This window comes from Mycobacterium pseudoshottsii JCM 15466, from assembly GCF_003584745.1.
Lineage (GTDB): Bacteria > Actinomycetota > Actinomycetes > Mycobacteriales > Mycobacteriaceae > Mycobacterium > Mycobacterium marinum.
Window position 1 is genome coordinate 1,961,411 of sequence record NZ_AP018410.1, and the last position, 24,772, is coordinate 1,986,182.

Here is a 24,772-nt window from a genome sequence, read left to right on the forward strand (position 1 = left end):
CCTAGTGTCAGACCACACCGGAGGGGCCCAAGCAGTCGATCTCTAGCCGTGCGCACCTAGAAATCCTCAGTAATGTTTATTCGCGTGAAAGCCCTTCGCCGCTTTACCGTCCGCACGCATCTGCCCGACCGTCTGGCCGCGCTCTACCAGCTTTCGACGAACCTGCGGTGGTCGTGGGAAAAGCCGACGCAAGACCTGTTCGCGAGCATCGATCCGGCGCTGTGGACCAGCTGTGGCCACGACCCGGTGGCGGTGCTGGGCGCGGTCAAGCCCGCGCGGCTCGATGAACTGGCGCTCGACGAAGAGTTCCTGGGGCGACTCGACGCGCTTGCCGCCGATCTCAACGACTACCTCAACCGTCCGCTGTGGTACCAGCAGCAGGAGGCCGACGGCGTTGCGATGCCCACCGGCATCGCCTACTTCTCGATGGAATTCGGCGTCGCCGAGGTGTTGCCCAACTACTCCGGCGGACTGGGGATTCTGGCTGGTGACCACCTCAAGGCCGCCTCCGATCTGGGGTTGCCGCTGATCGCGGTCGGTCTATATTACCGTTCCGGCTACTTTCGGCAGTCGCTGACCGCAGACGGCTGGCAGCAGGAAACCTATCCATCGCTGGACCCGCAAGGCCTGCCGTTGCGCCTGCTCACCAACGCCAACGGCGACCCAGTGCTGGTCGAGCTGACGTTGCCGGATTCGGCTCGGCTGCGGGCCCAGATCTGGGTGGCGCAGGTCGGTCGGGTTCCGCTGCTGCTGCTCGACTCCGATGTTCCAGAAAACGAACACGACCTACGCAGCGTCACCGACCGGCTCTACGGTGGCGATCAGGAACACCGCATCAAGCAGGAGATCCTGGCCGGCATCGGCGGGATTCGGGCCATTCGGGCATTCACCGCAATCCAGGGCCTGCCCGCCCCCGAGGTGTTCCACATGAACGAGGGGCACGCCGGATTCCTCGGCGCCGAGCGGATCCGTGAGCTGATCACCGACGCGGGACTGGACTTCGACACCGCGTTGACGGTGGTGCGCTCCAGCACGGTGTTCACCACGCACACGCCCGTACCCGCCGGTATCGACCGGTTCCCGGTGGAGATGGTGCAGCGCTATTTCGCCGATGACGAGCCCACGTTGCTGCCCGGGGTGCCCACCGAGCGCATCCTTGCCCTGGGCGCAGAAGACGATCCCACCAAGTTCAACATGGCCCACATGGGCCTGCGCCTAGCGCAGCGCGCCAATGGCGTCTCGCTGTTGCACGGCAGGGTGAGCCGGGCCATGTTCAACGAGTTGTGGCCGGGATTCGATCATGACGACGTGCCGATCGGATCGATCACCAACGGTGTGCACGCGCGCACCTGGGCGGCCCCCCAGTGGCTGGAACTCGGTCGCGAACTGGCCGGCTCGGACTCGTTCAGCATGCCCGCCGTGTGGCTACGACTGAATCAGGTGGACCCCGGCCATCTGTGGTGGATCCGTTCCCAACTGCGATCGTTGCTGGTGGAGGACGTGCGGGCGCGGCTGCGGCAGTCACGGCTGGAGCGAGGTGCATCCGAGGCCGAACTGGGTTGGATACCAACGGCATTCGATCCTGATGTGTTGACCGTAGGTTTTGCCCGCCGAGTCCCGACGTATAAGCGTCTGACGTTGATGTTGCGTGATTCGGATCGGTTGGAAAAGCTCTTGCTGGATCCGCAACGGCCGATACAGCTGATTGTTGCCGGAAAATCGCATCCGGCCGATGACGGCGGCAAGGCGCTGATCCAGCAAGTGGTGCGTTTTGCCGACCGGCCAGAGGTGCGGCACCGCATCGCTTTCCTGCCCAACTACGACATGTCGATGGCCCGATTCCTGTACTGGGGTTGCGACATTTGGCTGAACAATCCGCTGCGACCGCTGGAAGCCTGTGGCACTTCAGGAATGAAGAGTGCGCTCAACGGTGGGCTGAATCTGTCCATTCGCGACGGCTGGTGGGACGAATGGTACGACGGCGAAAATGGTTGGGAAATACCGTCTGCGGATGGGGTGGCCGATCCGGAACGACGCGACGACCTGGAGGCCAGCGCACTCTACGACCTGCTGGAGCATTCGGTGGCGCCAAAGTTCTACGAGCGCGACGAACGGGGGGTGCCGCCGCGCTGGATCGAGATGGTGCGCCACACCTTGCAGACACTTGGCCCGAAGGTGCTGGCGTCGCGGATGGTGCGCGACTACACGGAGCGGTATTACGCACCAGCGGCACAATCGCGGCGCAAGACCATCGCCACCGCCGAGGACGGCACCGAGTACCAGGCGGCCCGCGAGTTGGCCGCCTACCGCCGACGTGTGGAAGCGGCCTGGCCCAGCATCGAGATCACCGACGTCGACAGCACGGGGCTGCCCGACACCCCATTGCTGGGATCGAAGCTGACTCTTACCGCGATCGTGCAACTGGCCGGGCTGGCGCCCGATGAAGTGACGGTGCAAGCGGTGCTGGGCAGAGTCGACGCCGGCGATGTTCTGGTTGACCCGGTCACCGTCGAGATGTCTTATGCCGGTCACGCCGACGCGGGCAACCAGGTCTTCTCAACGACGACCCCGCTGCCGATGGCGGGTGCTCTGGGATACACGGTGCGCGTGCTTCCGCGCCATCCGATGCTGGCCGCCAGCAACGAACTCGGGCTGGTCACCCTCGCTACCCGCTAGGTCTCGTCGAGTTCGGCCAATCGCTGCAGTGCCTGGCGAACCTGGGTGCCATTGGTGGTCTGCCAGAACGGGGGTAGCGAGTCGCGCAGATAGCTCCCATACCGGGCGGTCGCCATCCGCGAGTCCAGAACTGCGACCACGCCCCGGTCGGTGACGCGGCGTAACAGCCGTCCCGCCCCCTGCGCCAGCAGCAGCGCCGCGTGGTTGGCCGCGACGGCCATGAAACCATTGCCGCCCCGGGCCGCCACCGCCCGTTGCCGGGCACTGAGCAACGGGTCGTCCGGGCGCGGAAATGGGATGCGGTCGATCAGCACCAGGGACAACGATGGTCCGGGCACGTCGACGCCCTGCCACAGCGACAACGTGCCGAACAACGAGGTGGCGGCGTCGTCGGCGAACTGCTCGACAAGTGCGGAGGTGCTGTCGTCGCCCTGGCACAGCACCGGTGTCGAGAGCCGCTCCCGCATGGCTTCCGCTGCGGCGCGGGCCGCCCGCATCGAGGAGAACAGGCCCAGGGTGCGCCCACCGGCCGCGGTGATGAGCTCGGCGATTTCGGTCAGCTGCTCGGCCGCAGCCGCTCCCTCCCGGCCGGGCGGTGGGAGGTGGGCGGCCACATAGAGGATTCCCGACTTGGCGTGGTGAAACGGTGATCCGACGTCGAGGCCACGCCACGGCGTGCGTTGTTCGGCCGCTTCGCTTTTGGGGTCGGTCCTAGGTTCGGTCAGGCCCCAGGCCGTGGCCATGGCATCGAAGCTTCCGCCCACCGTCAGCGTTGCCGAGGTCAACACCGTCGTCGATCGGGAGAACACCGTGGCGGCCAGCAGCCCGGCCACCGACAGCGGTGCTACCCGCAGTACGGCCCGCGGCGAACCCCGGTTTTCCTCGTGTTCGAGCCAGACCACATCGGTGCGGTCGGGGATGGGCGGCGTGAATGAGGTCAGGATTCGTGACGCGGTATCAGAGATGTCGGCCAACGCCGCGGCGGATTCGGCGCGCGCTGATGCGGCCGCGGCGTCGCTGGTGCCGGAGATCGCCGAGCGGGCCGCGGCGGCGGCATCGCGCAGCGCGGTCAGGTAGGTCGCCAACTCATCGTCGAGGTGGTCGATGCGGCCGGGCGTCCCGTCGTGAATGGCCGAGGCGAAGGTGGTCGATGCCGCATCCAACCGCTGGGTCAGCTCCGGACTCACCAGACGCGCGATGCGCCGCGTCGCCGCGCTGAGGGCGGCTGAGGTCAGTTCCGCGGTGGCCACCGAGGTCACCCGGTCGGTCAACTCGTGCGCCTCGTCGACGACCAGTAGCGAATGTTCCGGCAGCACTGTCGATTCCGCGACAGCATCGATGGCCAGCAACGCGTGGTTGGTGACGACGATGTCGGCGCCACCGGCGCGGCTGCGCGCACGTTCCGAGAAACACTCGGATCCGTAGGGACAGCGGGCCACGCCGATGCATTCCCGCGCCGAGACGCTGACCTGGGGCCAGGACCGTTCAGCGACCCCAGGCTTGAGGTCGTCGCGGTCACCGGTGTCGGTGGTGGACGCCCATTCGGTCAGTCGTGCCACGTCGCGGCCCAGTGCGGTGGCGGCCATCGGGTTGAAGAGTTCCTCTTGCGGCTGATCGTCGGCTTCCGGATCGCTGGTCGAGCCATCGCTGTGGATCTTATTCAGACATAGATAGTTTCGTCGCCCCTTGAGCAGCGCGAACCGCGGTTGGCGGGGGAGTGCATCGGCGAGTGCGTCGGCCAGCCGGGGTAGGTCGCGATCGACGAGCTGGCGCTGCAGCGCAATTGTTGCGGTAGACACCACCACGGGTGCGTTGTCGTCGAGCGCGCGCACAACCGCCGGAATCAGGTACGCCAGCGATTTGCCGGTGCCGGTGCCGGCCTGAACAACCAAGTGCTCGCCGGACTGGAATGACCGCGCAACAGCGTCGGCCATCTCCACCTGGCCGGGACGTTCGCTGCCACCCACTGCGGCCACGGCAATCGCCAGCAGCTCGGGAACGGACGCAGACTCGGGCACGGGACGTGGTTGCTCCCTCGTGGTCAAGCCGGCTCTCAGGCCGAGATGGTCTGGGTCGGGATGGCGGGTTCGCCGGGTGCCAATTTCAGTCCCTCCCAAGGCAAGCTGCGTAGCCCAGACGCCACCAGCTTTCGGGCTGCGGCGAGAGTAGCTGGATCGGTGGTGACCATCGGCTTTCCGCTGCGAACCAGCGGTGTCGTCAACACCCGGTGTAGCCCCGTGGTGGCCGGCGGTCGACCGGCCGGGTGCACGATCTCCTCGGTGACGGTTCCCGTCGGTCGCGCCAGCCGCAGCGCCTCCTTGCGACCACCGCGGGATTCCTTCTGGCTGCTGCGCTTCTGCACCGGAATGCCTTCGACCTCAACAAGTTTGTAAACCATGCTCGCCGTTGGTGCGCCCGAGCCGGTGACCAGCGAGGTGCCGACGCCGTAGCGATCGACCGGCTCCGCGCGCAGCGCGGCGATGGAGAACTCGTCCAGATCGCCCGAGAGCATGATTTGGGTTTCGGTGGCCCCCAAGGCGTCGAGTTGCTGGCGCGCCTGCCGGGCGAGTACACCCAGCTCGCCGGAGTCGATGCGGACCGCGCCCAGAGCCGTACCCGCGGCGGCCACGGCGTTGGCCACCCCGGTCGTCACGTCATAGGTATCGACGAGCAGCGTGGTGTCCGGCCCGAGCGCGTCGATCTGGGCCCGGAACGCGGCCAGCTCGGCCAAGGCCGGTGTGCGGTCCTGGTTGATATGCACCATGGTGAACGCGTGCGCGGCGGTGCCCTCGGCGGGGACGCCGTAGAGTTGCCGGGCTTCCAGATTGGAGGAGCCGGTGCACCCGGCAATGTATGCGGCTCGGGCGGCAGCGACCGCGGCGCACTCGTGGGTGCGTCGCGAACCCATTTCGATCAAGGGGCGATCGCCGGCGGCACTGACCATCCGGGCCGCGGCCGAGGCGATCGCTGAGTCGTGATTCAAGATCGACAGCACCAGAGTCTCCAGCAGCACGCATTCGGCGAAGCTGCCGTGTACCGAGAGCACGGGGGACCCGGGGAAGTAAAGCTCGCCTTCGGCATAGCCGTCGATGTCGCCGCTGAACCGGAAGTCGCGCAGGTAAGCCACGGTGTCTGGATCCAGGAATTGAGCCAGCAACTCGCATGCTTGGTCGTCGAAGCCGAACCGGGGCAAGAGTTCCAGGAGGCGGCCGGTCCCGGCCACCACCCCGTATCTGCGGCCGGCGGGCAGCCGACGGGCGAAGACCTCCCAGGACGTCCGGCGCTCGGCGGTGCCGTCGCGCAGCGCGGCCGCCAGCATGGTCATCTCGTACTTGTCGGTCAGCAGCCCAGCCAGGACCGAGTGGTTCACACCGCCACCGTATCGGTTCGGTTGGGGAGTCGGTATCCACGGGAGGGGCTCGCTATCCTAGGGCTATGGTTGTTGCCTCAGCCCCTGCTAAGCCCGGCTCGGTCGGGCAGCAGGAGCCTGCGTCGCGAGACGCCACGGCTAGCCCGTGGGTGACAATCGTGTGGGACGATCCGGTCAACCTGATGACCTATGTGACCTATGTGTTCCAAAAGTTGTTCGGTTACAGCGAACCGCATGCCACTAAATTGATGTTGCAGGTGCACAACGAAGGTAGGGCTGTGGTGTCAGCGGGTAGCCGAGAGGCCATGGAAGTCGACGTGTCCAAACTGCACGCCGCCGGTTTGTGGGCGACGATGCAGCAGGACCGGTGAGATTCGAGGGTATCCGGATCCACTGTGCGCAAATGGAAGCGCGTTGAAACCCGCAACGGTCCTCGGTTTCGGTCGTCCTTGGCTCCGCACGAAGCGACCCTGCTCAAAAACTTGGTCGGCGCGATGATCGGCTTGTTGGATGAGCGTGAATCCACCGCGCCGTCGGATGAACTCGAGGAGATCACCGGCATCCGGACCGGCCATGCGCAGCGCCCGGGCGATCCGACGCTGCGCCGGCTGCTGCCGGATTTCTACAAACCCGGCGAGACCGACCCAATGACCCTCGACAGCTCCGAGACACTCAATGCCGCGTTGCGCAGCTTGCATGAGCCCGACATCATCGACGCCAAACGCGCTACCGCGCAGCAGCTATTGGACACGGTTCCGGAGAAGGGGGGCCGCTTCGAGCTGACGGAAGACGGCGCCAACGCCTGGGTCGCCGCGGTCAACGACCTGCGCCTGACGCTGGGAGTCCTGCTTGATGTTGGCCCCCGCGGACCCGAGCGCTTGCCCGCCGACCATCCGCTGGCCGCCCACTACGACGTCTATCAGTGGCTGACCGTTTTGCAGGAATATCTGGTGCTGGTCCTGATGGGGAAGTCGGCTGGATGAGCTCCATCACCGACATCGGGGGCATCCGCGTCGGGCATTACCAAAGGCTGGATCCGGACGCGTCCCTCGGCGCCGGTTGGGCATCGGGTGTCACGGTGGTGCTGGCGCCGCCCGGAACTGTTGGTGCGGTCGACTGTCGCGGTGGCGCGCCCGGAACCCGTGAGACCGATTTACTGGACCCGGTCAACAGCGTGCGCTTCGTGGACGCGGTGCTATTGGCAGGTGGCAGCGCCTACGGTCTGGCGGCCGCTGACGGTGTCATGCGCTGGTTGGAGGAACATCAGCGCGGTGTGGCGATGGGCACCGGTGTGGTGCCGATCGTTCCGGGCGCAGTAATTTTCGATCTGCTCGTCGGCGGGTGGGGGCAGCGTCCCACCGCCGAATTCGGCTACTTGGCCTGTGACGCGGCGGTCAGCGATCAGGACCCGGGCGCCACTGCGTCGCTGGCGGTCGGGACAGTTGGCGCGGGCGTGGGGGCGCGCGCCGGCGTCCTCAAGGGTGGCGTGGGGACCGCGTCGGTCAAGCTGCCCTCCGGTGTGACAGTCGGTGCCGTGGTGGTGGTGAACTCCGTCGGCAATGTCGTGGATCCGGCCACCGGCCTGCCGTGGATGGCGGAACTTTCCGGCGAGTTCGGTCTCACCCGGCCACCGGCCGATCAGCTCGATGAGCTCGCCCGGCTGCCTTCTCCGCTGGATCCGCAAGACGCGCCCCAAGATCGGCCGCTGAACACCACCATTGCGGTGGTCGCCACGGATGCCGCGCTGAGTCCGGCGGGTTGCCAGCGGGTGGCGATCGCCGCCCAGGACGGGTTGGCCCGCACGATTCGTCCCGCGCACACACCGTTGGACGGGGACACCGTTTTCGCGCTGGCCACCGGCGCGGTGCAGGTACCCCCTGATCCCGCCATTCCCGCCGCGTTGTCTCCCGAGACCGGGCTTCTCACCGCGGTGGGGGCCGCCGCGGCTGATTGCCTGGCCCAGGCGGTGCTGGTCGGTGTGATTGCCGCGGAGTCCGTTGCCGGAATACCGAGCTACCGCGATGTGTTGCCCGGAGCGTTGCAAACATCGGGAACAGAAAGCCGCTGAGGTGTTGGTGGTCCGTGCCGACCTGGTCGATGCGATCCTCGCCCATGCGCGCCGCGATCATCCCGACGAGGCGTGCGGAGTGCTGGCCGGGCCGCAGGGATCCGACCGTCCCCACCGGCACATTCCGATGACCAACGCCGAGCGCTCGCCGACCTTCTACCGTTTCGACTCGGGCGAACAGCTTGCGGTGTGGCAAGAGATGGAAGGCGCCGGCGAGGTGCCGGTTGTGATCTACCACTCGCACACGGCCACCGACGCCTACCCGAGCCGCACTGATATCGATCTGGCCGCCGAGCCGGCGGCGCATTATGTTCTGGTCTGCACGCGCGATCCCGACCGCGATGAGTTGCGCAGCTATCGGATCATCGCTGGTGCTGTGACCGAAGAACCCGTCAATGTCGTCGGGCGGTATTGAACTGTCCCTGGAGAGGCCGTCATGAGCGTCACCGTGTCCATCCCGACCATCCTGCGACCGCAGACCGGTGGCCAAAAGCGCGTCACGGCCAGCGGTGACACCCTGGGGGCGGTCATCGACGACCTCGAAGCGAACTACTCGGGTATCGCTGAGCGGCTGATCGACAACGGCAAGTTGCACCGGTTCGTGAACATCTACGTCAATGACGAGGACGTGCGGTTCTCCGGCGGCTTGGACACCGCGATCGCCGACGGTGACACGGTCACCATCCTGCCGGCCGTGGCAGGTGGATGAATCGCAGACCACGGTGCGATACGACTCGCTGCTGTTTGGCGGGCATCGCCACCGGCGCGGTGCTGCAGGCGGCGCTCCGACGGTGGGTGGGAGTATCTGTCCACCTGGGTCTACGCAGGTAGCCTGGATGAGGCCGGAATGCTCTGCAAGGGCACTAAGCGACGAGGAGGAGCGGCGCGTATGGCTAGACATCCGCGCACGCCAGCGACGCAGCCCGAGGAGCGGCCGCGCTGGGTGACCGGCGGAGCGACAATTCTGACCTTTGTCGCACTGCTGTATCTCGTTGAATTGATCGACCAGCTGACTCGGCATTCCCTGGACCTCAACGGCATCAGACCGCTGCAAACCGATGGCCTCTGGCGGATCATCTTCGCGCCGCTGCTGCACGCCAACTGGGCGCACCTGATGGCCAACACGGTTCCGCTGCTGGTGCTGGGTTTTCTGATGACGCTGGCCGGGTTGGCCCGGTTCGTCTGGGCCACCGCGATCGTGTGGATCCTCGGCGGGTTTGGCACTTGGCTGATCGGCAACGTCGGCAGCAGCTGCGGGCCCACCGATCACATCGGTGCCTCGGGTCTGATCTTCGGCTGGCTGGCTTTTCTGTTGGTCTTCGGATTGTTCGTCCGCAAGGTGTGGGACATCATCATCGGTCTGGCGGTGTTGTTCTTCTACGGCGGCATCCTGCTCGGCGCGTTGCCGCGGCTGGGAGTGTGCGGTGGCGTCTCCTGGCAGGGCCATCTGTGCGGTGCGCTCGCCGGCGTCGTGGCGGCGTATTTCTTGTCCGCTCCGGAACGCAAGGCTCGGGAGCTGAAAAAGGCCGGTGAACGGCCGTCAAGCCCGAAGACATGAGCTCGCCGCTGGCGCCCGTCGGAATCTTTGATTCCGGCGTCGGCGGACTGACGGTCGCACGGGCCATCATCGACCAACTGCCCGACGAAGACATCGTCTACGTGGGCGATACCGGCAACGGCCCGTACGGTCCGCTGACCATCCCCGAGGTTCGCGCACATGCCCTGGCCATCGGTGACGACCTGGTCGGCCGGGGCGTCAAGGCGCTGGTGATTGCCTGTAACACGGCATCGGCAGCGTGTCTGCGCGATGCCCGGGAGCGATACGACGTGCCCGTCGTCGAAGTGATCCTGCCGGCGGTACGCCGTGCAGTGGCCACCACCCGCAACGGTCGCATCGGGGTGATCGGCACCCGCGCGACCATCACCTCGCACGCCTACCAGGATGCGTTTGCCGCCGCGCGCGACACCGAGATCACGGCGGTGGCTTGCCCACGGTTCGTCGATTTCGTCGAGCGGGGCGTGACGAGCGGTCGTCAGGTGCTGGGATTGGCGGAGGGCTATCTGGAGCCGCTACAGCGTTCCGGGGTCGACACCCTGGTACTCGGCTGCACGCACTATCCGTTGCTGTCCGGGTTGATACAACTGGTGATGGGGGACAACGTCACGCTGGTCTCCAGCGCCGAGGAGACCGCCAAGGAGGTCCTGCGGGTGCTGACCGAGCGGGACATACTGCGCCCGCACGATGCGCCGCCGGCCACTCGATTGTTCGAAGCCACCGGCGATCCGGAGGCGTTCATGGCGTTGGCGGCGCGCTTCCTCGGGCCGGCGCTAACCGGGGTGCAGCCGGTTCGCCCCTCGGGCATGCACTAGCTTCGCGGCATCACCCTGACGGAGCCGCACCCGTTGAGCGGGTTACGGCACGAACTCCACGTTGGCTACCTTGGCCTCGTCGCCGACCTGCTGCACGGTGATGCGCATGCGCCACGCACGAGGCCGTTGTTCGGGCGCTGCGGCCGTCGTCGTCTTGACGCTCACCGCCACCAGGACCTGTGCCGCGTCGTCGGACTCCGACTCCAGTGCGGCGGCGGTGATCGTTCCCGCGGATTTCGACTGGAAATGCTGAACGACCTGGATGAACGGCTTGGATCGGCGTTGGAAGTCGTCGTAGAAAGTGCCGGTGGCCGAGTTGAGGATGCGCTCGATATCGGCGTCGACATGCTCCCAGTCGATGGTGGTGAGGTTGATCGCGCCCTGTCTGGCGACCTGAACATAGAGCTTGCGCTGTTGGTCGGCCTGATGCGATTGGTAGGCGTGGAACCCGAACCAACTCGCCAACGCCGCCATGGCCACCACCGCGGCCAGCCCCACCACGATCGCCAGCCGCACCTTTGAGGGCGCTGGCTTGGGCGACTCCTGCTCGCCGTCGCTGGCTTGCGCGTCGTCTTCGCCCGCCTCGGGATCCGCGTCGGCGTCTTCCTGGGTCTCGTCCGCGGTCTCGTCTTGGTCTTCGTTGCGCGGCTGGGCCTCGGGCACGCCTGCTTGGCCGGATTCGCCTTCGGGCTCAACGACCTCGGCAGGCTCCGGTTGCTCCTCGAGAGTCGTGGAATCACTCATTTCTTCGGGGGCAGCAACATCGTCTGCCATGTTTGCTCCTCTGGGACGGTCTGGCCCAGATTAGCTTGCGTGTACAGGTGTCCGTCGGGGCCCATATAGGTGCCGGTTGCCGGGTCGTACTCGGCGGCGGCAATCGGGGCTGGCGGTGCCGGACCCGGCGGGGCGCTCTGTTCGAGCGGCGGCTCCGGGGGCAGTTGCGGAATCGGTTGCCCGGACAGCGTGGAGTTCGGATCCCCCTTCCAGTTGTAGCCGTCGTTGAGCGGCACGTAGACCTCGTTGCTCTCGCACAGCTTCGCCGTCGGCGCGCGCTTTCCTGGCACGGTCACGCAAGGCAGATTTCGTGCGCCGCGGACGTTGAAGGGCGCATCCTGTGGCACTCGGCAGTACAGGTCACCCGGCGCACGGTTCGGGTAGTCCTCGAAGGTGGGTACCCGCTGCTGCTGGGCCGGCAGGAAGCCGGTGGTGCACGGCGGCGGCAGGTTCAGGTTCAGGTTGAAGACCAGATAGTCGCCCTTGTAGTCCTGGATGGTGTTGCGCTTGGCAACGCCGACGGCCTGCGTTACGGCAGTTCCCTGAGGAAACAGCACCAGCAGTTGCTCGAGACTCGGGTGGTAGGCGACGGCCACCTCGCCGACGCTGACCAGGTTGGCCAGCACGATCGGCAGTGTGGGGCGTAGTCGGTTGAACAGCGCGCGCACCTCATCGGCTGCCCCGGGACCCTGATCCAGCAACCCGGCCAACGACGAGTCCTGGCGCTGCAGCTGGTCGGTGATGCTGGCCAGATTCGACGCCCACGAGCGGATGGCGCCCGCGGTGTCGGTCTGGGTGTCCAACACCGGCTTGGACTGGTCGATCAACAGGGTCAGCTCGTCCAGGTTCGCGCGGGCGTCGATGGCCAGCTTGCTGCTCCCGGTGATCAACCGCCGAAGCTCGGGCCCCAGTCCGCCGACGGCGACGGCCGCCTCGTCGACAACCGTCTTCAGGTTCTCGCGGGGGATCGCCTGCAGGCCGCGGCTGGTTTCGTCCAGGATCGTGTTGATATCGGTTGGAACGCGGGTGCGGCTACTCGGGATCACGTCGCCGTCCTTCAACGACGGACCTTGGCCGCTACGCGGAAGCAGCTGAACGTACTGCTCGCCGACCGAGGACACGCTGTGCACCTCGGCCTCCACATCGGCGGGAATCTTGACATCGGAGTTCAGCGACAGGACCGCGGCCACACCCGTGTTGGTCAAGTGGACGCTCTTGACGGTGCCGACCTCGACGCCGCGATAGGTGACGTTGCTGCGCGGGTAGAGGCCGCCTGCCTCGGGCAGCTCGACGGTCACGCGGTACTGCCCGATGCCGACCATGGCCGGCACTCGCATGTACCCGAAGACCATGATCAACAGCGCGGTGGTGGCCACGATGGCGAAGATCGCCATCTGGATGAAGATCTGCCGAGTCAGACGCATGTCACGGCCCCTGGTCCCATCGGTACGGAACGATCAACGGGTTACCCACGGTGTAGGGGCTGGGCATCTGCCCGATGGTGCGGCCCCACTGCAGCTCGAGCTCGGTCAAGTCGCCTTCCCATCGCGTTCCGGTGAAGAATCCGGCGTCGATACGGCTCAACGTCATATCGATGATGAGGGTCAGGTTGGCGTAGTCGCCGCGCATCCAGTTGGTCAGCGTCTCCTTGGGAAATGGGTAGGTGGGTAGGAAGCTCAGCGCGCGCGTTAGCGCCGGACCCGCGTTGGCCAGTGACTCCAGCGTCGGCCCAAGATCTTTGAGCTCTTGCACAAGCGCGTCCTTGGTCTGGTTGACCGAGTCGGCGGCCAGCGCGCTGAACCTGCCCAGCTGGGTGAGTGCATCGGCCAGGTTCTCGCGCTCGTTCTTGAGCACGGCGAGTGCATCCGGAATCGTCCGCAACGCCTTGTCCAGTACCGGCCTTTGTGCGGCGAGCTGAGCCATCAGGTTGTTCAGGCTCTCGGCAGCGGCGATGATGTCGCCTTTTTGGTCGTCGAGGTGTCCGATGGCCTCGTCGAGCTGCTCGATCAGGCTGCGCAAGTCGTTCTCGCGTCCGGTGAAGGCGGTGCTCAGGGCTTCGGTGATGTCGTAGATGTCCCCGATCCCGCCGCCATTGAGCAGCATCGCCGTTGCGGCGAGTGCCTGTTCGGTGCTCGGATATGCCTTCGATGAGGACAACGGGATCAACGAGCCCTCGCGTAGGTTGCCCTCAGGCGGCACGTCGGTAGGCGGTGCCAGCTCGATATGCAGCGACCCCAGCAAGCTGGTCTGACCGAGTGTGGCGGTGGCATTTGCCGGCAGCTCGACATTGCCGTTGAGTTTCATCGTGACCAGCGCATGCCAGCCCTGGCGCTCGATCTTGGTGACGGTACCGACATTGACGTCACCCACCCGGACGCGCGAATTCGGCTCGATGTTGTCGACGTCGGGCATCTGAGCCTGGATGGTGAACGAGCCGGGTCCGCCGCCCTGAACACCTGGCAGCGGAAGCGAGTTCAGGCCGCGCCAGCCACTGCAGCCCGATACGGCTACCGCTAGGGCGGCGATTCCCGCCGCGATGCGTATCCGCGTGGTCCACCCGGCCCGCATCATGAGCCCACCCCTTGGGGCACCATGATCCCGCGAAGGCCGGCAGCCGGGTCGGGTGTGGCGGGCGCTTCGGCCGGCAGCGGGAGGCCCACGGCGGGCGGCGGTGCTTGCGCCGGAGGCGCCGCGGCCGGCGGTGCTTGCTGCGGCGGAATGGCTTGCGGTGGAATGTAATCCGGGCGTAGCCAGTCTTCGCTGTAGGTCAGCTCATTGGGTCGCGCACTGGCGCCGACGAAGAGGTTCTGGCCAAAGGGCAGGAAGTTGTACTGACGGTTCTTGATTATCGGTGCCAGGTATTGCACGCATAGCTTCGCGGACTGTTCATAGCCCAGTCGCGATGCGGCCTGAATGGCGCCGCACAGGAAGGAAATCGGATTGGCGAAGTTGTTGAGCATCGGCACGGCACTCACCGCGCCCTGGGCCGGCTGCCAGATGTTCACATAGTTCTGCAAGGTGTTGGGTGCCACGTGCAGGAACTGTTTGACGTCGTCGAGGCTATCGTTCAAAGCCTGGCTGACCCCCGCCAGCTTGTCCGATGTGGCGCCCAGCGCTTCGCGATTGTCGGCCACAAATCGCTGCACCTCACCGACCGTGTCGCCGAGGTTGCGAACGGCGTTGGCGACCTCGTTCGGGTCGTTGGCCAGCAGGCCGGTCACCGTCGCCAGGTTCTGGTTCAGCTGGCGCATCAAGTTGGTGCTGTCCTGCAGCGCCGACACCAGAATCGCGAGATTCTTCACGGTCGAGAAGATGTCCGTGCTGTGGTCGCCGAGGGCAGAAAAGGCCTGAGACAACTTGATCACCGTGTCGCGGATGTTGGCGCCCTCGCCGCGGAGGTTGTCTGCCGCGGTATTGATCACCGACCCCAGGGGGCTGACGCCGCCGGGCTCGGTCGGCTGCAACTCCTTGGTCAGCTTCGCCAATTGCGCACGGACGTCGTCCCACTCGACCGGAACGGCGGTGCGCTGCCGTGGAATGACCGCGTTGTCGGACATCGCGGGCCCGCCGGTGTAGGCGGGGGTGAGCTGAATCGCCCGTGAGGTCACCAGGGTCGGCGACAGGATCGCGGCTTTCGCGTCCGCCGGCACTATGTACTTGCTGTCGTACCAGAATGAGACCTTGACCGACTCGGGCTGCGGTTCGATCGAGGTGATCTTGCCGACGGGCACACCAAGGATGCGAACTTCATCCCCGGTGAAGACGCCGTTGCTGTTCTCGAAGTACGCGACGACATTGGTGCGGTTGACCACTTCGGTGGTTCGCAGCAGCACCACCACTCCAGCGGCCAATAGTCCGACCAACAGCACGGCCAGCCAGGTCTTGGTGCGCCGGATCATCGTCCGGCCCCCGCGGTCTGGGGTGCTGAGACCTCGCCCGGCGCGGGCACCAATACCGATGACGGCGTTGGCTGCGGGATGGAAGCCAACTCGGGAGGCGCCGGCGCGGGCGGCCCCGGTGGTGGCCCGCCCGGGGGTGGGGCGGGCAGCGGCTCGCGGTAGGGATACTGCGGGTCATCGGGGTTGCCGGTGATCGCGTCGGGAAGCTTCAGATGTGGTTCGCCGCCTTGGCCCGTCCGCGGGAAGGGCAACGGCAGCGGCGGTGTGCCCGGCTGGCCGATCGGCGGGTCGGTGCGTTGCGACGGGAGCAGCACATTGGGATCCAGGCCGAGGTCGGAGAATGCCGCGTCGATGAATGGCTGCACGAATTGTCCCGGCGCCAGGTTGGCGACGTAGGTCTTGAAGAACGGACCGGAGGACACCGATTCACCCAGCGACATCGTGTAGTCGTCGAGCAGCTTGATCGCCTTCTGCAGCCGTTCCTTGCGGTTGTCCAGGATGGTCAGTACGCCGTTGAGTTTGTCGAGCGCGGGTCGCATCGTCGCCTCGTTCTCCGCGATCAACCCATGCAGTTGTTGACCGAGTGCGGCGATGTTGCCGGAGATGTGATCCAGGGCGGCGCGTTGGGTTGTCAGCTCGGCCAGCAGCGCGTTGGTGTTGGCGATCAGGCTGACGACTTGGTTGCTGCGCTCGGCCAGCACGGTCGTGGCCTTGTTGGCGTTGGTGAGCAGACCGCGCAGCTGCGCGTCGCGCTCGTCGAGGGTCTGCGAGAAGCGTGCCACTCCCTCGATCGCGACGCGTAGTTGTGGCGGGGTGTCGGAAAAGGTGTCCGCCAGTACCCGCAGCGAGTCCGATAGCTGGTTGGTGTTCAGGCCGCTGATCGTGGTGGCCAGGTCACCCAGCGCGTCGGGTAGTTGGTACGGCGACCGGGTGCGGTCGAGCGGAATCGTGCCCTGCAGCTGGCCGTCCCCGCGGGAGATGACCTCGAGCATCTTCGTGCCCAGCAGGCCCCGCGTCTTGATCGCCGCCTCGGTATGGTCGCCGAGGCGGATGTGCTTGTCGACAGTGAACTTGACCAGCACCCGCGGTCCGTCCAACTCGATGGACGAGACCTCACCCACCCGGAATCCCGAAACTTGCACGCGCACGCCGGTTGTCAGCCCACCCGCATCAGCGAAGTAGGCGGAATACTGCTTGCCGGATTGGAAGAACGGCAGCTTGTCGTACTGCAGCGATTCGACCACGATGCCGATGGTGATCGCCAATCCCACTGCACCGACGACGATCTGGTTGCGTTCAGCGAAGGATTTCACCGCGGTGCGCACCTCCCGGTGGGCTGACCGGCGACCTTGACGTACACCGGCTGGCCACCCCTGCCGTTGAGCTTGAGCACGACATCGCAGAGATAGAAACTGAAGAAGTCACCGTAGATGCCTTGGCGCGACAGCGCTTGATAGGCATCTGGCAGCGTGTTGATCAGATTGTCGAAGTATTCGTGGTCTGCCAAGACAATTGCCGATGCGCGATCCGTCTCCTGGACGGTCTTGGCCAGTGGCGGGCGTGCCTGCGACAACAGGTCCGCGATGCTCGAGGCGGCGGCATTGGTGTAAGCCACGCCCTTGGTGATGTCTTCCTTGCGGGCCTGCAGGCCTTCCATGAGTTCGGCGAGTGCGTCGACCGCTTTGGCGAATTGCTTGTTTTGGTCGCCGAGCGAACCCAACACGACGTTCAGATTGATGATGACATCCCCGATCAGCTGATCGCGATCGGCCAGCGTCGTCGTCAACGCGGCGGTCTGGGCAAGAAACGAGTTGATCGTCGCGCCTTCGCCCTGCAGCGCCCGAATCAACTGGCCGGACAGGGCATTGACCTGGTCGGGATCCAGCGCCTTCAGCAGCGGACGGAACCCGCCAATCAACGCATCCAAGTCCAGGGCGGGCGAGGTGTGTGTCATGGGAATCGTGTCACCGGGCTTGAGCTGTTTGGGGCTGCCGGCGCCTTCCTCGAGTGCCAGGTATCGGCCACCGATCAGGTCGTCATAGCGGATCACGGCCCGGCTGCCCTGGGTCAGCACCACCGAACTATCGGCCGTGAACTCGACCAGCGCCGTTGTGTCGGGCTGAATCGCAACCTTTTTGACTTGTCCGACCTCGACACCGGCGATGCGCACGAAGTCGTTTTGCTCCAGTCCGGTCACATTGCTGAACTCGGTTTTGTAGGTGCTGGTTTTCTCGCCGAAGCGCAGCTGCCCGAAGACCGCGAACAAGCCGATGAGGCCCAAGAAGCAGACCAGCAAGAAGGTGCCCAGTCGGATCGCATCACGGATGAGCCGGGCTCTCATGCGCGGTCACCTTCGTTGGCCCAGCGGTCGGCCGAAAGGTCGGTCGAGGGCCGGCTGAGGGGAGGTCGGTACCAGGTGTTCATGGTGACGGAGCGACCTCCTGTGGCAGTGGAGCCGGCGGCAGCGGGGTGGGCTGTGCCTGCGCGGGCGCGGGGACCACGAAGGGCTCGGAGCCCGGCGTGGGTCCCGATTCCCTGGGGGCGCCCGGTGGCGGCGCCGGCGGTAGCCCCGGCCACAGCGGGGTACCGTCTGGCGCGTACAGCTCCGCGCCGTAGGGCGGGGCCCCCGGATAGGGGATCGGTCCTGGCGCAGGTCCACCGAAGAGGTTGCGGATGCTCGGTGGTTCGGGCGTTCCGCGGGTGACCGGGAAGTAGTTGGCCCAGCCCGGGAATCCGATGCCGGGGTTGGGGCGCCAGTCCATTCCCGTGCCAAAGCCGGTGTTGGTGACGAGGTTGCGCCCCGGCCAGTTGTTGTCGACGATCGGCAACGAGCCGCAGCCCGGTTTGCCGCCAGGCCCGCCCTTGGCGCCGATGATGGGCAGGTTGTCCGGAAAACGGTAGGGGTCATCACCGAGCGCCAGGGCCGCATCGAGTACCAGTGACCGCCCATTGCCGCCGGGTGCTTCGTAGCCCCCGTGGTCCAGCAAGTACTTTGCGCCCTCCAACAGACAGGTGTACTCCGGGCTGTACTTGTAGAGCAGGTTCGTCGTGGGCTCGAGTGCGTTGATGGCTTTGATCAGGTTCGCCTGATTGGGTGCCAGCAGGCTGATACCGGTGTTGGAAAGTCCGATGGTGGCCAGCAGCAATGCGTCCAACTGGGTGGAGTGGCTGGTGATGGTGGTGCTGGTCGTGCTCAGCGCGTTGAGCGTGTCCAGAATGTCCTGCGCCGCAGCGCTGAAGGTGTCGTTGAAGTCCTTGACGGCCCGCAGGTCGGCGGTCACGGTTTCGTAGCGCGGATTCAGCTCGAGCAGGACCTGGTTGGCATCGGTGGTCGCTTGTCCGATGAGCGGACCTTGACCGCGTAGGCCCTCGGCAAGCGCGGAAAGCGCGGCATTGAGCTTGGCCGGGTCGATCTGATCCAGCACCGCCACCAGGTTCTGGAACACGGTGTTGGCCTCGCTGGTCACACTGCGCGACATGAGCACCTGGCCGGCCTTCAACCGTTGCGGGCTGGGGTCTTCGGGGTAGATCAAATCGACGAACTTGGCGCCGAACACGGTGGTGGCCCGAATCTCGGCCTGGACATTCGCCGGGATGTAGCGAATCTGGTCGGAATCAATCTCGAGCGTGAGGGCCACCGGCGTCGCGCCCTTTCCGCCGTCGACAATCGAAGCGACCCGCCCGACCTGCACGCCGCGCAATTTGACCTTGGCGTTGGTCTCCATCACCAGGCCGGAGCGCTCGGAGGTCAACGTGACCGGCACGACCGACCGCAGCGAGCCCATGAAAAGTGCGTAGGTCACCCACATCGCCGCAACGAAGAGCAGCACCAGGATCAGCGTGTGCCACGCGGGGTGCAGGCCTTCCTTGCGGTCATCCATGGTGCTATCCCGCCAAGTTGAAATTGCCGGATTGCCCGTACACCGCCAGCGAGATCATCACCAGCACGAACGCCGAGAAGATCAGCGACGTGCGCACCGCGCGCCCGACGGCCTCGCCCACCAGGGCTCCGGCGTTGTCGATTAGCAGGCTTGTGAGCTGGGTTGATGATCTTTGGTGCCGCGCTATTGGGGCCGGAGTGTAGGCACGGGCTATCTGGAGAACGATCGAGTTGGTTACTGTTCGTCGTTGGTCTGGAGTTGCCCGTGCCTACCGTTTCAGTATTGCGTGTGTCGTCGGTTCCAGAGGTGTTCGACCGCTGGAGTCCTGGTGAGCGCAGCGAGTTCATCGGATCGGAGTTTCTCGATGTGTTGGCCTCGGTGCCAGACCTGAGGGACCCACGCGGTCGGAGGTATTCGCTGGTGGCTTTGTTGGCGATCGCGGTTCTGGCCACTGCCGCGGGGATGCGCGGCTATGCTGGTTTTGCCGCATGGGCGGCCACCGCTCCCGATGATGTGTTGGCCCAATTAGGGGTCCGGTTCCGGCGGCCCAGTGAGAAGACCTTCCGCGCTGTTTTGTCTCGGCTAGACCCCGCCGACCTCAACGCCAGGATGGGCAGTTACTTCACTGCACACGTGGCCAGCAGCGACCCCAGTGGATTGGTGCCGATCGCGTTGGACGGCAAGATGCTGCGTGGTGCTTTACGCGCCAAAGCGACAGCCACGCATCTCGTGTCGGTGTTCGCCCACCGTGCCCGATTGGTGCTCGGTCAACTCGCTGTCGCCGAGAAAAGCAATGAAATTCCCTGCGTACGTGCCCTGCTCACGCTGCTGCCGGGTAGCTTGCGGTGGCTGGTCACCGTGGATGCGATGCATACCCAGGTCGTCACCGCGAAGTTGATCTGCGCCACCTTGAAGTCGCACTACCTGATGATCGTCAAGTCCAACCAAGCCAAAATATTTGCGCGTATCACCGCGCTGCCCTGGGCCGAGGTGCCCACAGCCGCTACCGACGACTCCCGCGGCCACGGCCGTGTCGAGACCCGCACCCCGCAAATCATCACCGCTGCACGAGGAATCGGCTTCCCCTACGCAAAACAAATCATCCGGATCACTCGTGAACGCTTGATCACCGCCACCGACCAGCGCAGCGTGGAGGTGGTCTATGCCATCTGCAGCCTGCCGTTCGAGCACGCCCGCCCTACCGCGATCATGACCTGGATGCGTCAACACTGGGGAATCGAGAACAGCCTGCACTGGATACGCGACGTCACCTTCGACGAAGACCGTCAAAGGGCACATACCGGAAACGGCGCACAGGTCCTAGCAACGCTACGCAACACCGCGATCAATCTGCACCGCCTCAACGGCGCCGACAACATCGCCGAAGCCTGCCGGATCACCGCTTTGACCGCCAACCGCCGCCTAGACCTCCTCAATCCACAATTCCCCAGCTCACAAGCCTGCTAATCAACAACGCCGGAGCCCTGGGTTGGTCCCCATGGCGGGGCGGACTGTTTGAACGACACGAGAGAGAGGGGATAACCGTGGAGTTCATTGCTACCACCATGAAGACGGCTGTGGGGGCCGCGGCCATTGCGGCGGCAAGCGTTTTCGGCGCAGCGTCAGCGTTGGCCGCGCCACCGACTATTCAAGGCTTCGGGACCAGCGAACGGCTCGTCGACGGGCCCATGGTCACCTCCTACACGGTCGGTAACCTGCAGCTCAGCGATGTCACCATTGCGGGCTACCTACCTCAGGGACAGCTTTACTCGGCCGACGTCACGGCTCGGTCCGTGACCGGAACGATCACCCCGCTGGTGTCGAGCTTCAACGCCCGCGCGGCCAACGGTGACACCTACGGAGTGGTCAACGAAGTCCCGGCACCCGGTGGCCTCAATCCCGCACCGATCCTGCAGGGCAACAGCCAAAGTGGCGTCCTGTACTTCGATGTGACCGGCCCACCGCCTAATGGCGTTGTGTACAACGACGGCGTGCAAGACGTTCTCATCTGGACCAGTAACGTCTGATTGCGCACCGCTAGCCGACATCCTCCCCGCGTCATCTGGCGCGGGGAGGGTTGTTTGTGCCGCCGAAATCCGTTCGATTGGCTGAGTCGTGGGTCTGGCAAACGGGTACTCCTTCGCCATGAGCGCAACCGACACGAGTGCAACCGACCCCTGGCCGGAACCGCTACGGCGACAAGCTCAGCGCCATGCCGAGCGGGCGAGAGTGGCGATGGATGACAAGCGTGAGCGCCGCGACGGCGGACTCAGCGGTTGGGTGGCGCAACGAGCGGGGCGGTGGGACCTAGATGGCCAAGACGAGGCCACCCTGCAGCGGCAGAAGTTTTTCTGGAATCTGTTGGTCGACTACTGGTTTCGCATGGAGATCGACGGCTGGGAAAACATCCCGGATTCGCCGGCACTGCTGATCGGCATTCACTCGGGTGCTCCCTTTGTCTGGGATGCGTGGACGGTGGGACTGCAGTGGTGGCGGCGGTTCGGTCCGCAGCGTCCGCTGCACGGTACGGCTCACGATGCGCTGATGGCGATTCCGGGTATTGGGCGCTACTTCCGGTCTATGGGAGTGCTCCCCGCCGCTCCGGACGCGATCGCCACGGCGTTGGCCGAGGGCCGCGACGTGGCGTTGTGGCCGGGCGGCGAGGTGGATTCATTGCGTCCGTGGACCGAGCGCGACTGTGCCAACCTGGCCGGGCGCAAGGGATTCGTGAAGATGGCGATTCGTGCCGGAGTCCCGATCGTGCCGATTGCGACCGTCGGCGGGGCGGACGCGATGCCGGTTCTGATCCGTGGGGACCGTCTGTCGCGGGTGCTACAACTTGACCGGCTGCTGCGCTTGAAGGTGTTCCCGCTGGCAATCTCACTGCCATGGGGGATTGCGCCAGCTGCCCTGCCCCAGCTGCCGTTGCCGGCCAAGATCCGCACCCGGTTTATGCCCGCGATCGATCTTGACCACGATCCCGACCGCACCGATGACGACGCGTACATCGACGACATCTACCACCAGGTTGAGGACAGCATCCAACACGGGATGGACGCGTTGGCGCGCAAGCGCGCTCTGCCCCTGTTCGGGTGATCAGCGGACGAGGACCTGTTCGGTCGGCACCGAAATGTCTTGCGGCTCTGGCCCCGAACCCGGGCTGAGTACGGGTTGTCGGGCGGTCCATCGGGGCGGCGGTGGCGTTACCGCCATATAGCCCACGCCCCGCACGGTATCGACCATCGATTCGTGGTCTGCTCCCAGCTTGGCGCGCAGTCGCCGCACATGAACGTCGACGGTGCGGGCCCGTCCGTTGCAGTCGTAGCCCCAGACTTCATGCATGAGCCGCGTGCGGGTGAAGGCTTGTCCGGCGTGGCGGACGAGAAAGTGGAACAGCCGAAATTCGGTGAGTGTCAGGCCTAAGGCTTCGCCGGCCACGGTGACCGTGCAACTGTCCGGGTGAATGGCGAGGTCGCCGAATTCCAGGGCGCCTTTGCGGGCCCGGCGGCGACGCATGACCGCCAGCCGCAGCCGGGCCCGCAGCTCGGCCGCGCCGGCCGCCGCCAGCAAGACGTCGTCGAAGTGCCAATCGATGTCGATGTCGACGAAGTCGGCCGCGGCGACAACTGCAACCACCGCAACAGACTGCGCGTTGGCGGTCAGCCGTCGGCAGGCGCTGCGGGCAGTTGTCAGGTCGGAGCGCGCGTCGATCATCGCGACATCTGGGCCGGCCCAATCCGGTGGGTCGGCAGCGTCTAGCCGCGCGTGTTGTATTACCGATGCGAACGACTTCAACGTCGGCAGAGTCGATTCGAAGTCAGCGGCATTGCTGAGCAAGAGGACTCTCAAAAAACATCTCTCAACCCCTCGCGGGGTTCCGGCCACCCCGGTCCGCATGCATCTCCCGGGGAGATGTCTCACGGCAGCACTGGGTACCCCTTTTCGGCCGCAACTAATTCCGCCCCCTCGTGCCGGTGGCATGCACGACAGTCCAGAACAAGTAGGTGGGCCCGATCCGTGTCCGGACCGGGCCCACCTTTCCAACAAGCCTGCTTGGTCCCCAGCGGGGCGCCGCGGTTGGGGTCAACGGCCCGCGCTCGATGGCGGATTCCCGGGGCCCCGGCCGTTCAAACATCGCTGCGCCGGTGTCCGCGACCTGACACCGGGCACGCTTTTGGTGCCGTTGGATATGAGCGGACACCCCGGCTACCCCGGAGCAGTGCGATGAGGCAGGATATGAGAGGCCGTTCCGGGTGGTTGCCGGGATGGCACTCTCATGCGAGGAGATTCATGACGGAGTCCGACGTCGCCGGTGGGGCGGCTCCGAAGCCGGAGCCGGCAAGCGCCAACGGCGTACCGGCAGCTCCTGTTTCGGGGTCGGTGTCGCAATACAAGCGAGTATTGCTCAAGCTGGGTGGCGAAATGTTCGGCGGCGGTCAGGTGGGCCTGGATCCCGACGTGGTGGCACAGGTGGCCCGGCAGATCGCCGAAGTGGTGCGCGGTGGCGTACAGGTGGCGGTCGTGATCGGCGGCGGCAACTTCTTCCGCGGCGCCCAGCTTCAGCAGCGCGGTATGGAGCGGACCCGGTCGGACTACATGGGAATGCTCGGCACCGTCATGAACAGTCTCGCGTTGCAGGACTTTCTTGAAAAAGAGGGCATAGCTACCCGAGTTCAGACCGCGATCACCATGGGCCAGGTGGCTGAGCCATACCTGCCGTTGCGCGCCGTTCGCCACCTGGAGAAGGGGCGAGTGGTGATCTTCGGCGCCGGCATGGGGTTGCCTTACTTCTCGACGGACACGACGGCGGCGCAGCGCGCACTCGAGATCGGGGCCGAGGTGGTTCTGATGGCCAAAGCGGTCGACGGGGTGTTTGCCGAGGATCCGCGAGTGAATCCGCACGCCGAGCTGCTCGCCGTGATCAGTCATCGGGAGGTCATCGACCGAGGGTTGCGGGTCGCCGATGCCACCGCATTCAGTCTGTGCATGGACAATGGCATGCCGATTCTGGTGTTCAACCTGTTGACCAATGGCAATATCGCCCGTGCGGTCGCTGGTGAGAAAATCGGAACGCTGGTCACCACCTAAGAGGAAGACTCAATGATCCGCGCTTGCGACGATGCAGGGCGCAGCGATGAGGAGGAGCGGCGCAATGATCGATGAGGCTCTCTTCGATGCAGAAGAGAAAATGGAGAAGGCCGTATCGGTAGCCCGTGAAGACATGGCGACAATCCGCACCGGCCGCGCGAACCCCGGAATGTTCTCCCGGATTGTTATCGACTACTACGGCACCCATACCCCTATCACTCAGCTGGCCAGCATCAATGTCCCCGAGGCGCGAATGGTGGTCATCAAGCCGTATGAAGCCAATCAGTTGCATGCGATTGAGACGGCAATTCGCAATTCCGACCTCGGGGTGAATCCCACCAACGACGGCACCATCATCCGAGTGGCCGTACCGCAGCTCACCGAGGAACGTCGGCGCGACCTGGTCAAGCAGGCCAAACACAAGGGCGAGGAAGCCCGGGTCTCGGTGCGTAACATTCGGCGCAAGGCGATGGAAGAACTGCACCGCATCCGCAAGGACGGCGAGGCGGGCGAGGATGAGGTCGCCCGTGCGGAAAAGGACCTCGACAAGAGCACCCACCAGTACGTCGCGCAGATCGATGAGCTGGTCAAGCATAAGGAAGGCGAGCTGCTGGAGGTCTAACGACCTCTCAGCAGCTGAGTCCGT

Annotated in this window: 23 protein-coding genes and 1 pseudogene; 13 read left to right on the plus strand and 11 right to left on the minus strand. The window is 65.3% G+C overall.

From position 1 onward, the window contains the following. Positions 1-84 precede the first annotated feature (84 nt). Positions 85-2,676: a glycosyltransferase family 1 protein gene (locus MPSD_RS08875; protein ID WP_020788125.1), complete on the plus strand. Its 2,592-nt coding sequence runs from the start codon at positions 85-87 to the stop codon at positions 2,674-2,676. On the opposite strand, the gene MPSD_RS08880 is transcribed toward MPSD_RS08875, so the two are convergent. Further along, positions 2,673-4,694: an ATP-dependent DNA helicase gene (locus tag MPSD_RS08880; RefSeq protein ID WP_020788124.1), complete on the minus strand. Its 2,022-nt coding sequence runs from the start codon at positions 4,692-4,694 to the stop codon at positions 2,673-2,675. The genes MPSD_RS08875 and MPSD_RS08880 overlap by 4 nt on opposite strands. A gap of 35 nt (positions 4,695-4,729) precedes the next feature. Next, the gene (locus MPSD_RS08885) at positions 4,730-6,001 is read right to left on the minus strand and encodes a nicotinate phosphoribosyltransferase (RefSeq protein WP_232022870.1); all 1,272 of its coding nucleotides are present in this window, start codon (positions 5,999-6,001) and stop codon (positions 4,730-4,732) included. Between the two features lie 110 nt (positions 6,002-6,111). On the opposite strand from MPSD_RS08885, the gene clpS reads away from it, so the two are divergent. The 7 genes from clpS (at position 6,112) to murI (ending at position 10,484) form a co-directional block, all read left to right on the plus strand. Beyond that, on the plus strand, positions 6,112-6,417 hold the full coding sequence (gene clpS, locus MPSD_RS08890; protein WP_086085592.1) for an ATP-dependent Clp protease adapter ClpS: 306 nt from the start codon (positions 6,112-6,114) through the stop codon (positions 6,415-6,417). A gap of 24 nt (positions 6,418-6,441) precedes the next feature. Further along, entirely contained in the window at positions 6,442-7,029 is a 588-nt protein-coding gene (aosR, locus tag MPSD_RS08895; RefSeq protein ID WP_011741604.1) for an oxidative stress transcriptional regulator AosR, read from the plus strand. Next, positions 7,026-8,114: a P1 family peptidase gene (locus MPSD_RS08900; RefSeq protein ID WP_020788121.1), complete on the plus strand. Its 1,089-nt coding sequence runs from the start codon at positions 7,026-7,028 to the stop codon at positions 8,112-8,114. Before aosR ends, MPSD_RS08900 begins: the two co-directional genes overlap by 4 nt. Continuing rightward, positions 8,068-8,529, plus strand: a complete 462-nt coding sequence (locus MPSD_RS08905; protein WP_086085593.1) for a M67 family metallopeptidase — start codon at positions 8,068-8,070, stop codon at positions 8,527-8,529. The genes MPSD_RS08900 and MPSD_RS08905 overlap by 47 nt, the downstream gene beginning before the upstream one ends. A 21-nt stretch (positions 8,530-8,550) precedes the next feature. Continuing rightward, complete coding sequence (locus tag MPSD_RS08910; RefSeq protein ID WP_012395650.1) at positions 8,551-8,823, plus strand: MoaD/ThiS family protein; 273 nt, start codon at positions 8,551-8,553, stop codon at positions 8,821-8,823. A 138-nt stretch (positions 8,824-8,961) separates the two neighbouring features. Beyond that, positions 8,962-9,672: a rhomboid family intramembrane serine protease gene (locus MPSD_RS08915; RefSeq protein ID WP_086085594.1), complete on the plus strand. Its 711-nt coding sequence runs from the start codon at positions 8,962-8,964 to the stop codon at positions 9,670-9,672. Beyond that, a complete protein-coding gene (murI, locus tag MPSD_RS08920; RefSeq protein WP_011741600.1) occupies positions 9,669-10,484 on the plus strand; it encodes a glutamate racemase in 816 nt (271 codons plus the stop codon). Before MPSD_RS08915 ends, murI begins: the two co-directional genes overlap by 4 nt. A 42-nt stretch (positions 10,485-10,526) precedes the next feature. Here murI and MPSD_RS08925 read toward each other — a convergent pair whose 3' ends face one another. The 8 genes and pseudogenes from MPSD_RS08925 to MPSD_RS08960 all read right to left on the minus strand — a co-directional run. Then, positions 10,527-11,258 (minus strand): hypothetical protein, encoded by a 732-nt coding sequence (locus tag MPSD_RS08925; RefSeq protein WP_020788118.1) that lies wholly within the window; start codon positions 11,256-11,258, stop codon positions 10,527-10,529. Continuing rightward, a complete protein-coding gene (locus MPSD_RS08930) occupies positions 11,225-12,682 on the minus strand; it encodes an MCE family protein (protein ID WP_020788117.1) in 1,458 nt (485 codons plus the stop codon). Before MPSD_RS08930 ends, MPSD_RS08925 begins: the two co-directional genes overlap by 34 nt. Position 12,683: 1 nt before the next feature. Continuing rightward, entirely contained in the window at positions 12,684-13,829 is a 1,146-nt protein-coding gene (locus MPSD_RS08935) for a virulence factor Mce family protein (protein ID WP_020788116.1), read from the minus strand. Beyond that, positions 13,826-15,157: an MCE family protein gene (locus tag MPSD_RS08940; RefSeq protein WP_036426781.1), complete on the minus strand. Its 1,332-nt coding sequence runs from the start codon at positions 15,155-15,157 to the stop codon at positions 13,826-13,828. Before MPSD_RS08940 ends, MPSD_RS08935 begins: the two co-directional genes overlap by 4 nt. Beyond that, complete coding sequence (locus MPSD_RS08945) at positions 15,154-16,470, minus strand: MCE family protein (protein WP_086085597.1); 1,317 nt, start codon at positions 16,468-16,470, stop codon at positions 15,154-15,156. The genes MPSD_RS08940 and MPSD_RS08945 overlap by 4 nt, the downstream gene beginning before the upstream one ends. Further along, the gene (locus MPSD_RS08950; protein ID WP_020788113.1) at positions 16,467-17,498 is read right to left on the minus strand and encodes an MCE family protein; all 1,032 of its coding nucleotides are present in this window, start codon (positions 17,496-17,498) and stop codon (positions 16,467-16,469) included. The genes MPSD_RS08945 and MPSD_RS08950 overlap by 4 nt, the downstream gene beginning before the upstream one ends. A gap of 79 nt (positions 17,499-17,577) precedes the next feature. Next, on the minus strand, positions 17,578-19,038 hold the full coding sequence (locus tag MPSD_RS08955) for an MCE family protein (protein ID WP_086085595.1): 1,461 nt from the start codon (positions 19,036-19,038) through the stop codon (positions 17,578-17,580). A gap of 4 nt (positions 19,039-19,042) precedes the next feature. Beyond that, positions 19,043-19,159 (minus strand): annotated as a pseudogene (locus MPSD_RS08960) (ABC transporter permease); the annotation flags it as partial. Positions 19,160-19,302: 143 nt separating this feature from the next. Here MPSD_RS08960 and MPSD_RS08970 point away from each other — a divergent pair. From MPSD_RS08970 to MPSD_RS08980, 3 genes are all read left to right on the plus strand, one after another. Then, positions 19,303-20,505 carry an ISAs1-like element IS2404/ISMul1 family transposase gene (locus tag MPSD_RS08970; protein ID WP_420811889.1) on the plus strand — a complete coding sequence of 401 codons (1,203 nt, stop codon included), beginning with the start codon at positions 19,303-19,305 and terminating at the stop codon, positions 20,503-20,505. Positions 20,506-20,582: 77 nt separating this feature from the next. Then, positions 20,583-21,065, plus strand: a complete 483-nt coding sequence (locus MPSD_RS08975; RefSeq protein WP_015355198.1) for an MPT63 family protein — start codon at positions 20,583-20,585, stop codon at positions 21,063-21,065. A 208-nt stretch (positions 21,066-21,273) separates the two neighbouring features. After that, positions 21,274-22,134, plus strand: coding sequence for a lysophospholipid acyltransferase family protein (locus tag MPSD_RS08980; RefSeq protein WP_020788109.1), 861 nt, complete (start codon positions 21,274-21,276; stop codon positions 22,132-22,134). Here MPSD_RS08980 and MPSD_RS08985 read toward each other — a convergent pair whose 3' ends face one another. Beyond that, entirely contained in the window at positions 22,135-22,887 is a 753-nt protein-coding gene (locus tag MPSD_RS08985) for a winged helix-turn-helix domain-containing protein (protein WP_036426778.1), read from the minus strand. It lies immediately after the preceding gene. 441 nt (positions 22,888-23,328) lie between these two features. Here MPSD_RS08985 and pyrH point away from each other — a divergent pair, with 441 nt between their 5' ends. Together pyrH and frr are read left to right on the plus strand one after the other, a co-directional pair. Further along, positions 23,329-24,126 carry a UMP kinase gene (gene pyrH, locus MPSD_RS08990; protein ID WP_015355202.1) on the plus strand — a complete coding sequence of 266 codons (798 nt, stop codon included), beginning with the start codon at positions 23,329-23,331 and terminating at the stop codon, positions 24,124-24,126. Between the two features lie 64 nt (positions 24,127-24,190). Next, entirely contained in the window at positions 24,191-24,748 is a 558-nt protein-coding gene (gene frr / locus MPSD_RS08995) for a ribosome recycling factor (RefSeq protein WP_012393625.1), read from the plus strand. Positions 24,749-24,772: the final 24 nt, after the last annotated feature.

Coding starts and splice junctions, on each gene's coding strand:
- MPSD_RS08930 (WP_020788117.1), bottom strand. CDS start 12,682: ATGCGTCTGACTCGGCAGATCTTCATCCAGATGGCGATCTTCGCCATC.
- MPSD_RS08905 (WP_086085593.1), top strand. CDS start 8,068: ATGTGTTGCCCGGAGCGTTGCAAACATCGGGAACAGAAAGCCGCTGAG.
- clpS (WP_086085592.1), top strand. CDS start 6,112: ATGGTTGTTGCCTCAGCCCCTGCTAAGCCCGGCTCGGTCGGGCAGCAG.
- MPSD_RS08900 (WP_020788121.1), top strand. CDS start 7,026: ATGAGCTCCATCACCGACATCGGGGGCATCCGCGTCGGGCATTACCAA.
- MPSD_RS08935 (WP_020788116.1), bottom strand. CDS start 13,829: ATGATGCGGGCCGGGTGGACCACGCGGATACGCATCGCGGCGGGAATC.
- MPSD_RS08940 (WP_036426781.1), bottom strand. CDS start 15,157: ATGATCCGGCGCACCAAGACCTGGCTGGCCGTGCTGTTGGTCGGACTA.
- MPSD_RS08955 (WP_086085595.1), bottom strand. CDS start 19,038: ATGGATGACCGCAAGGAAGGCCTGCACCCCGCGTGGCACACGCTGATC.
- murI (WP_011741600.1), top strand. CDS start 9,669: ATGAGCTCGCCGCTGGCGCCCGTCGGAATCTTTGATTCCGGCGTCGGC.
- pyrH (WP_015355202.1), top strand. CDS start 23,329: ATGACGGAGTCCGACGTCGCCGGTGGGGCGGCTCCGAAGCCGGAGCCG.
- MPSD_RS08925 (WP_020788118.1), bottom strand. CDS start 11,258: ATGGCAGACGATGTTGCTGCCCCCGAAGAAATGAGTGATTCCACGACT.
- MPSD_RS08980 (WP_020788109.1), top strand. CDS start 21,274: ATGGATGACAAGCGTGAGCGCCGCGACGGCGGACTCAGCGGTTGGGTG.
- MPSD_RS08885 (WP_232022870.1), bottom strand. CDS start 6,001: ATGACCATGCTGGCGGCCGCGCTGCGCGACGGCACCGCCGAGCGCCGG.
- MPSD_RS08915 (WP_086085594.1), top strand. CDS start 8,962: ATGCTCTGCAAGGGCACTAAGCGACGAGGAGGAGCGGCGCGTATGGCT.
- MPSD_RS08910 (WP_012395650.1), top strand. CDS start 8,551: ATGAGCGTCACCGTGTCCATCCCGACCATCCTGCGACCGCAGACCGGT.
- MPSD_RS08950 (WP_020788113.1), bottom strand. CDS start 17,498: ATGAGAGCCCGGCTCATCCGTGATGCGATCCGACTGGGCACCTTCTTG.
- frr (WP_012393625.1), top strand. CDS start 24,191: ATGATCGATGAGGCTCTCTTCGATGCAGAAGAGAAAATGGAGAAGGCC.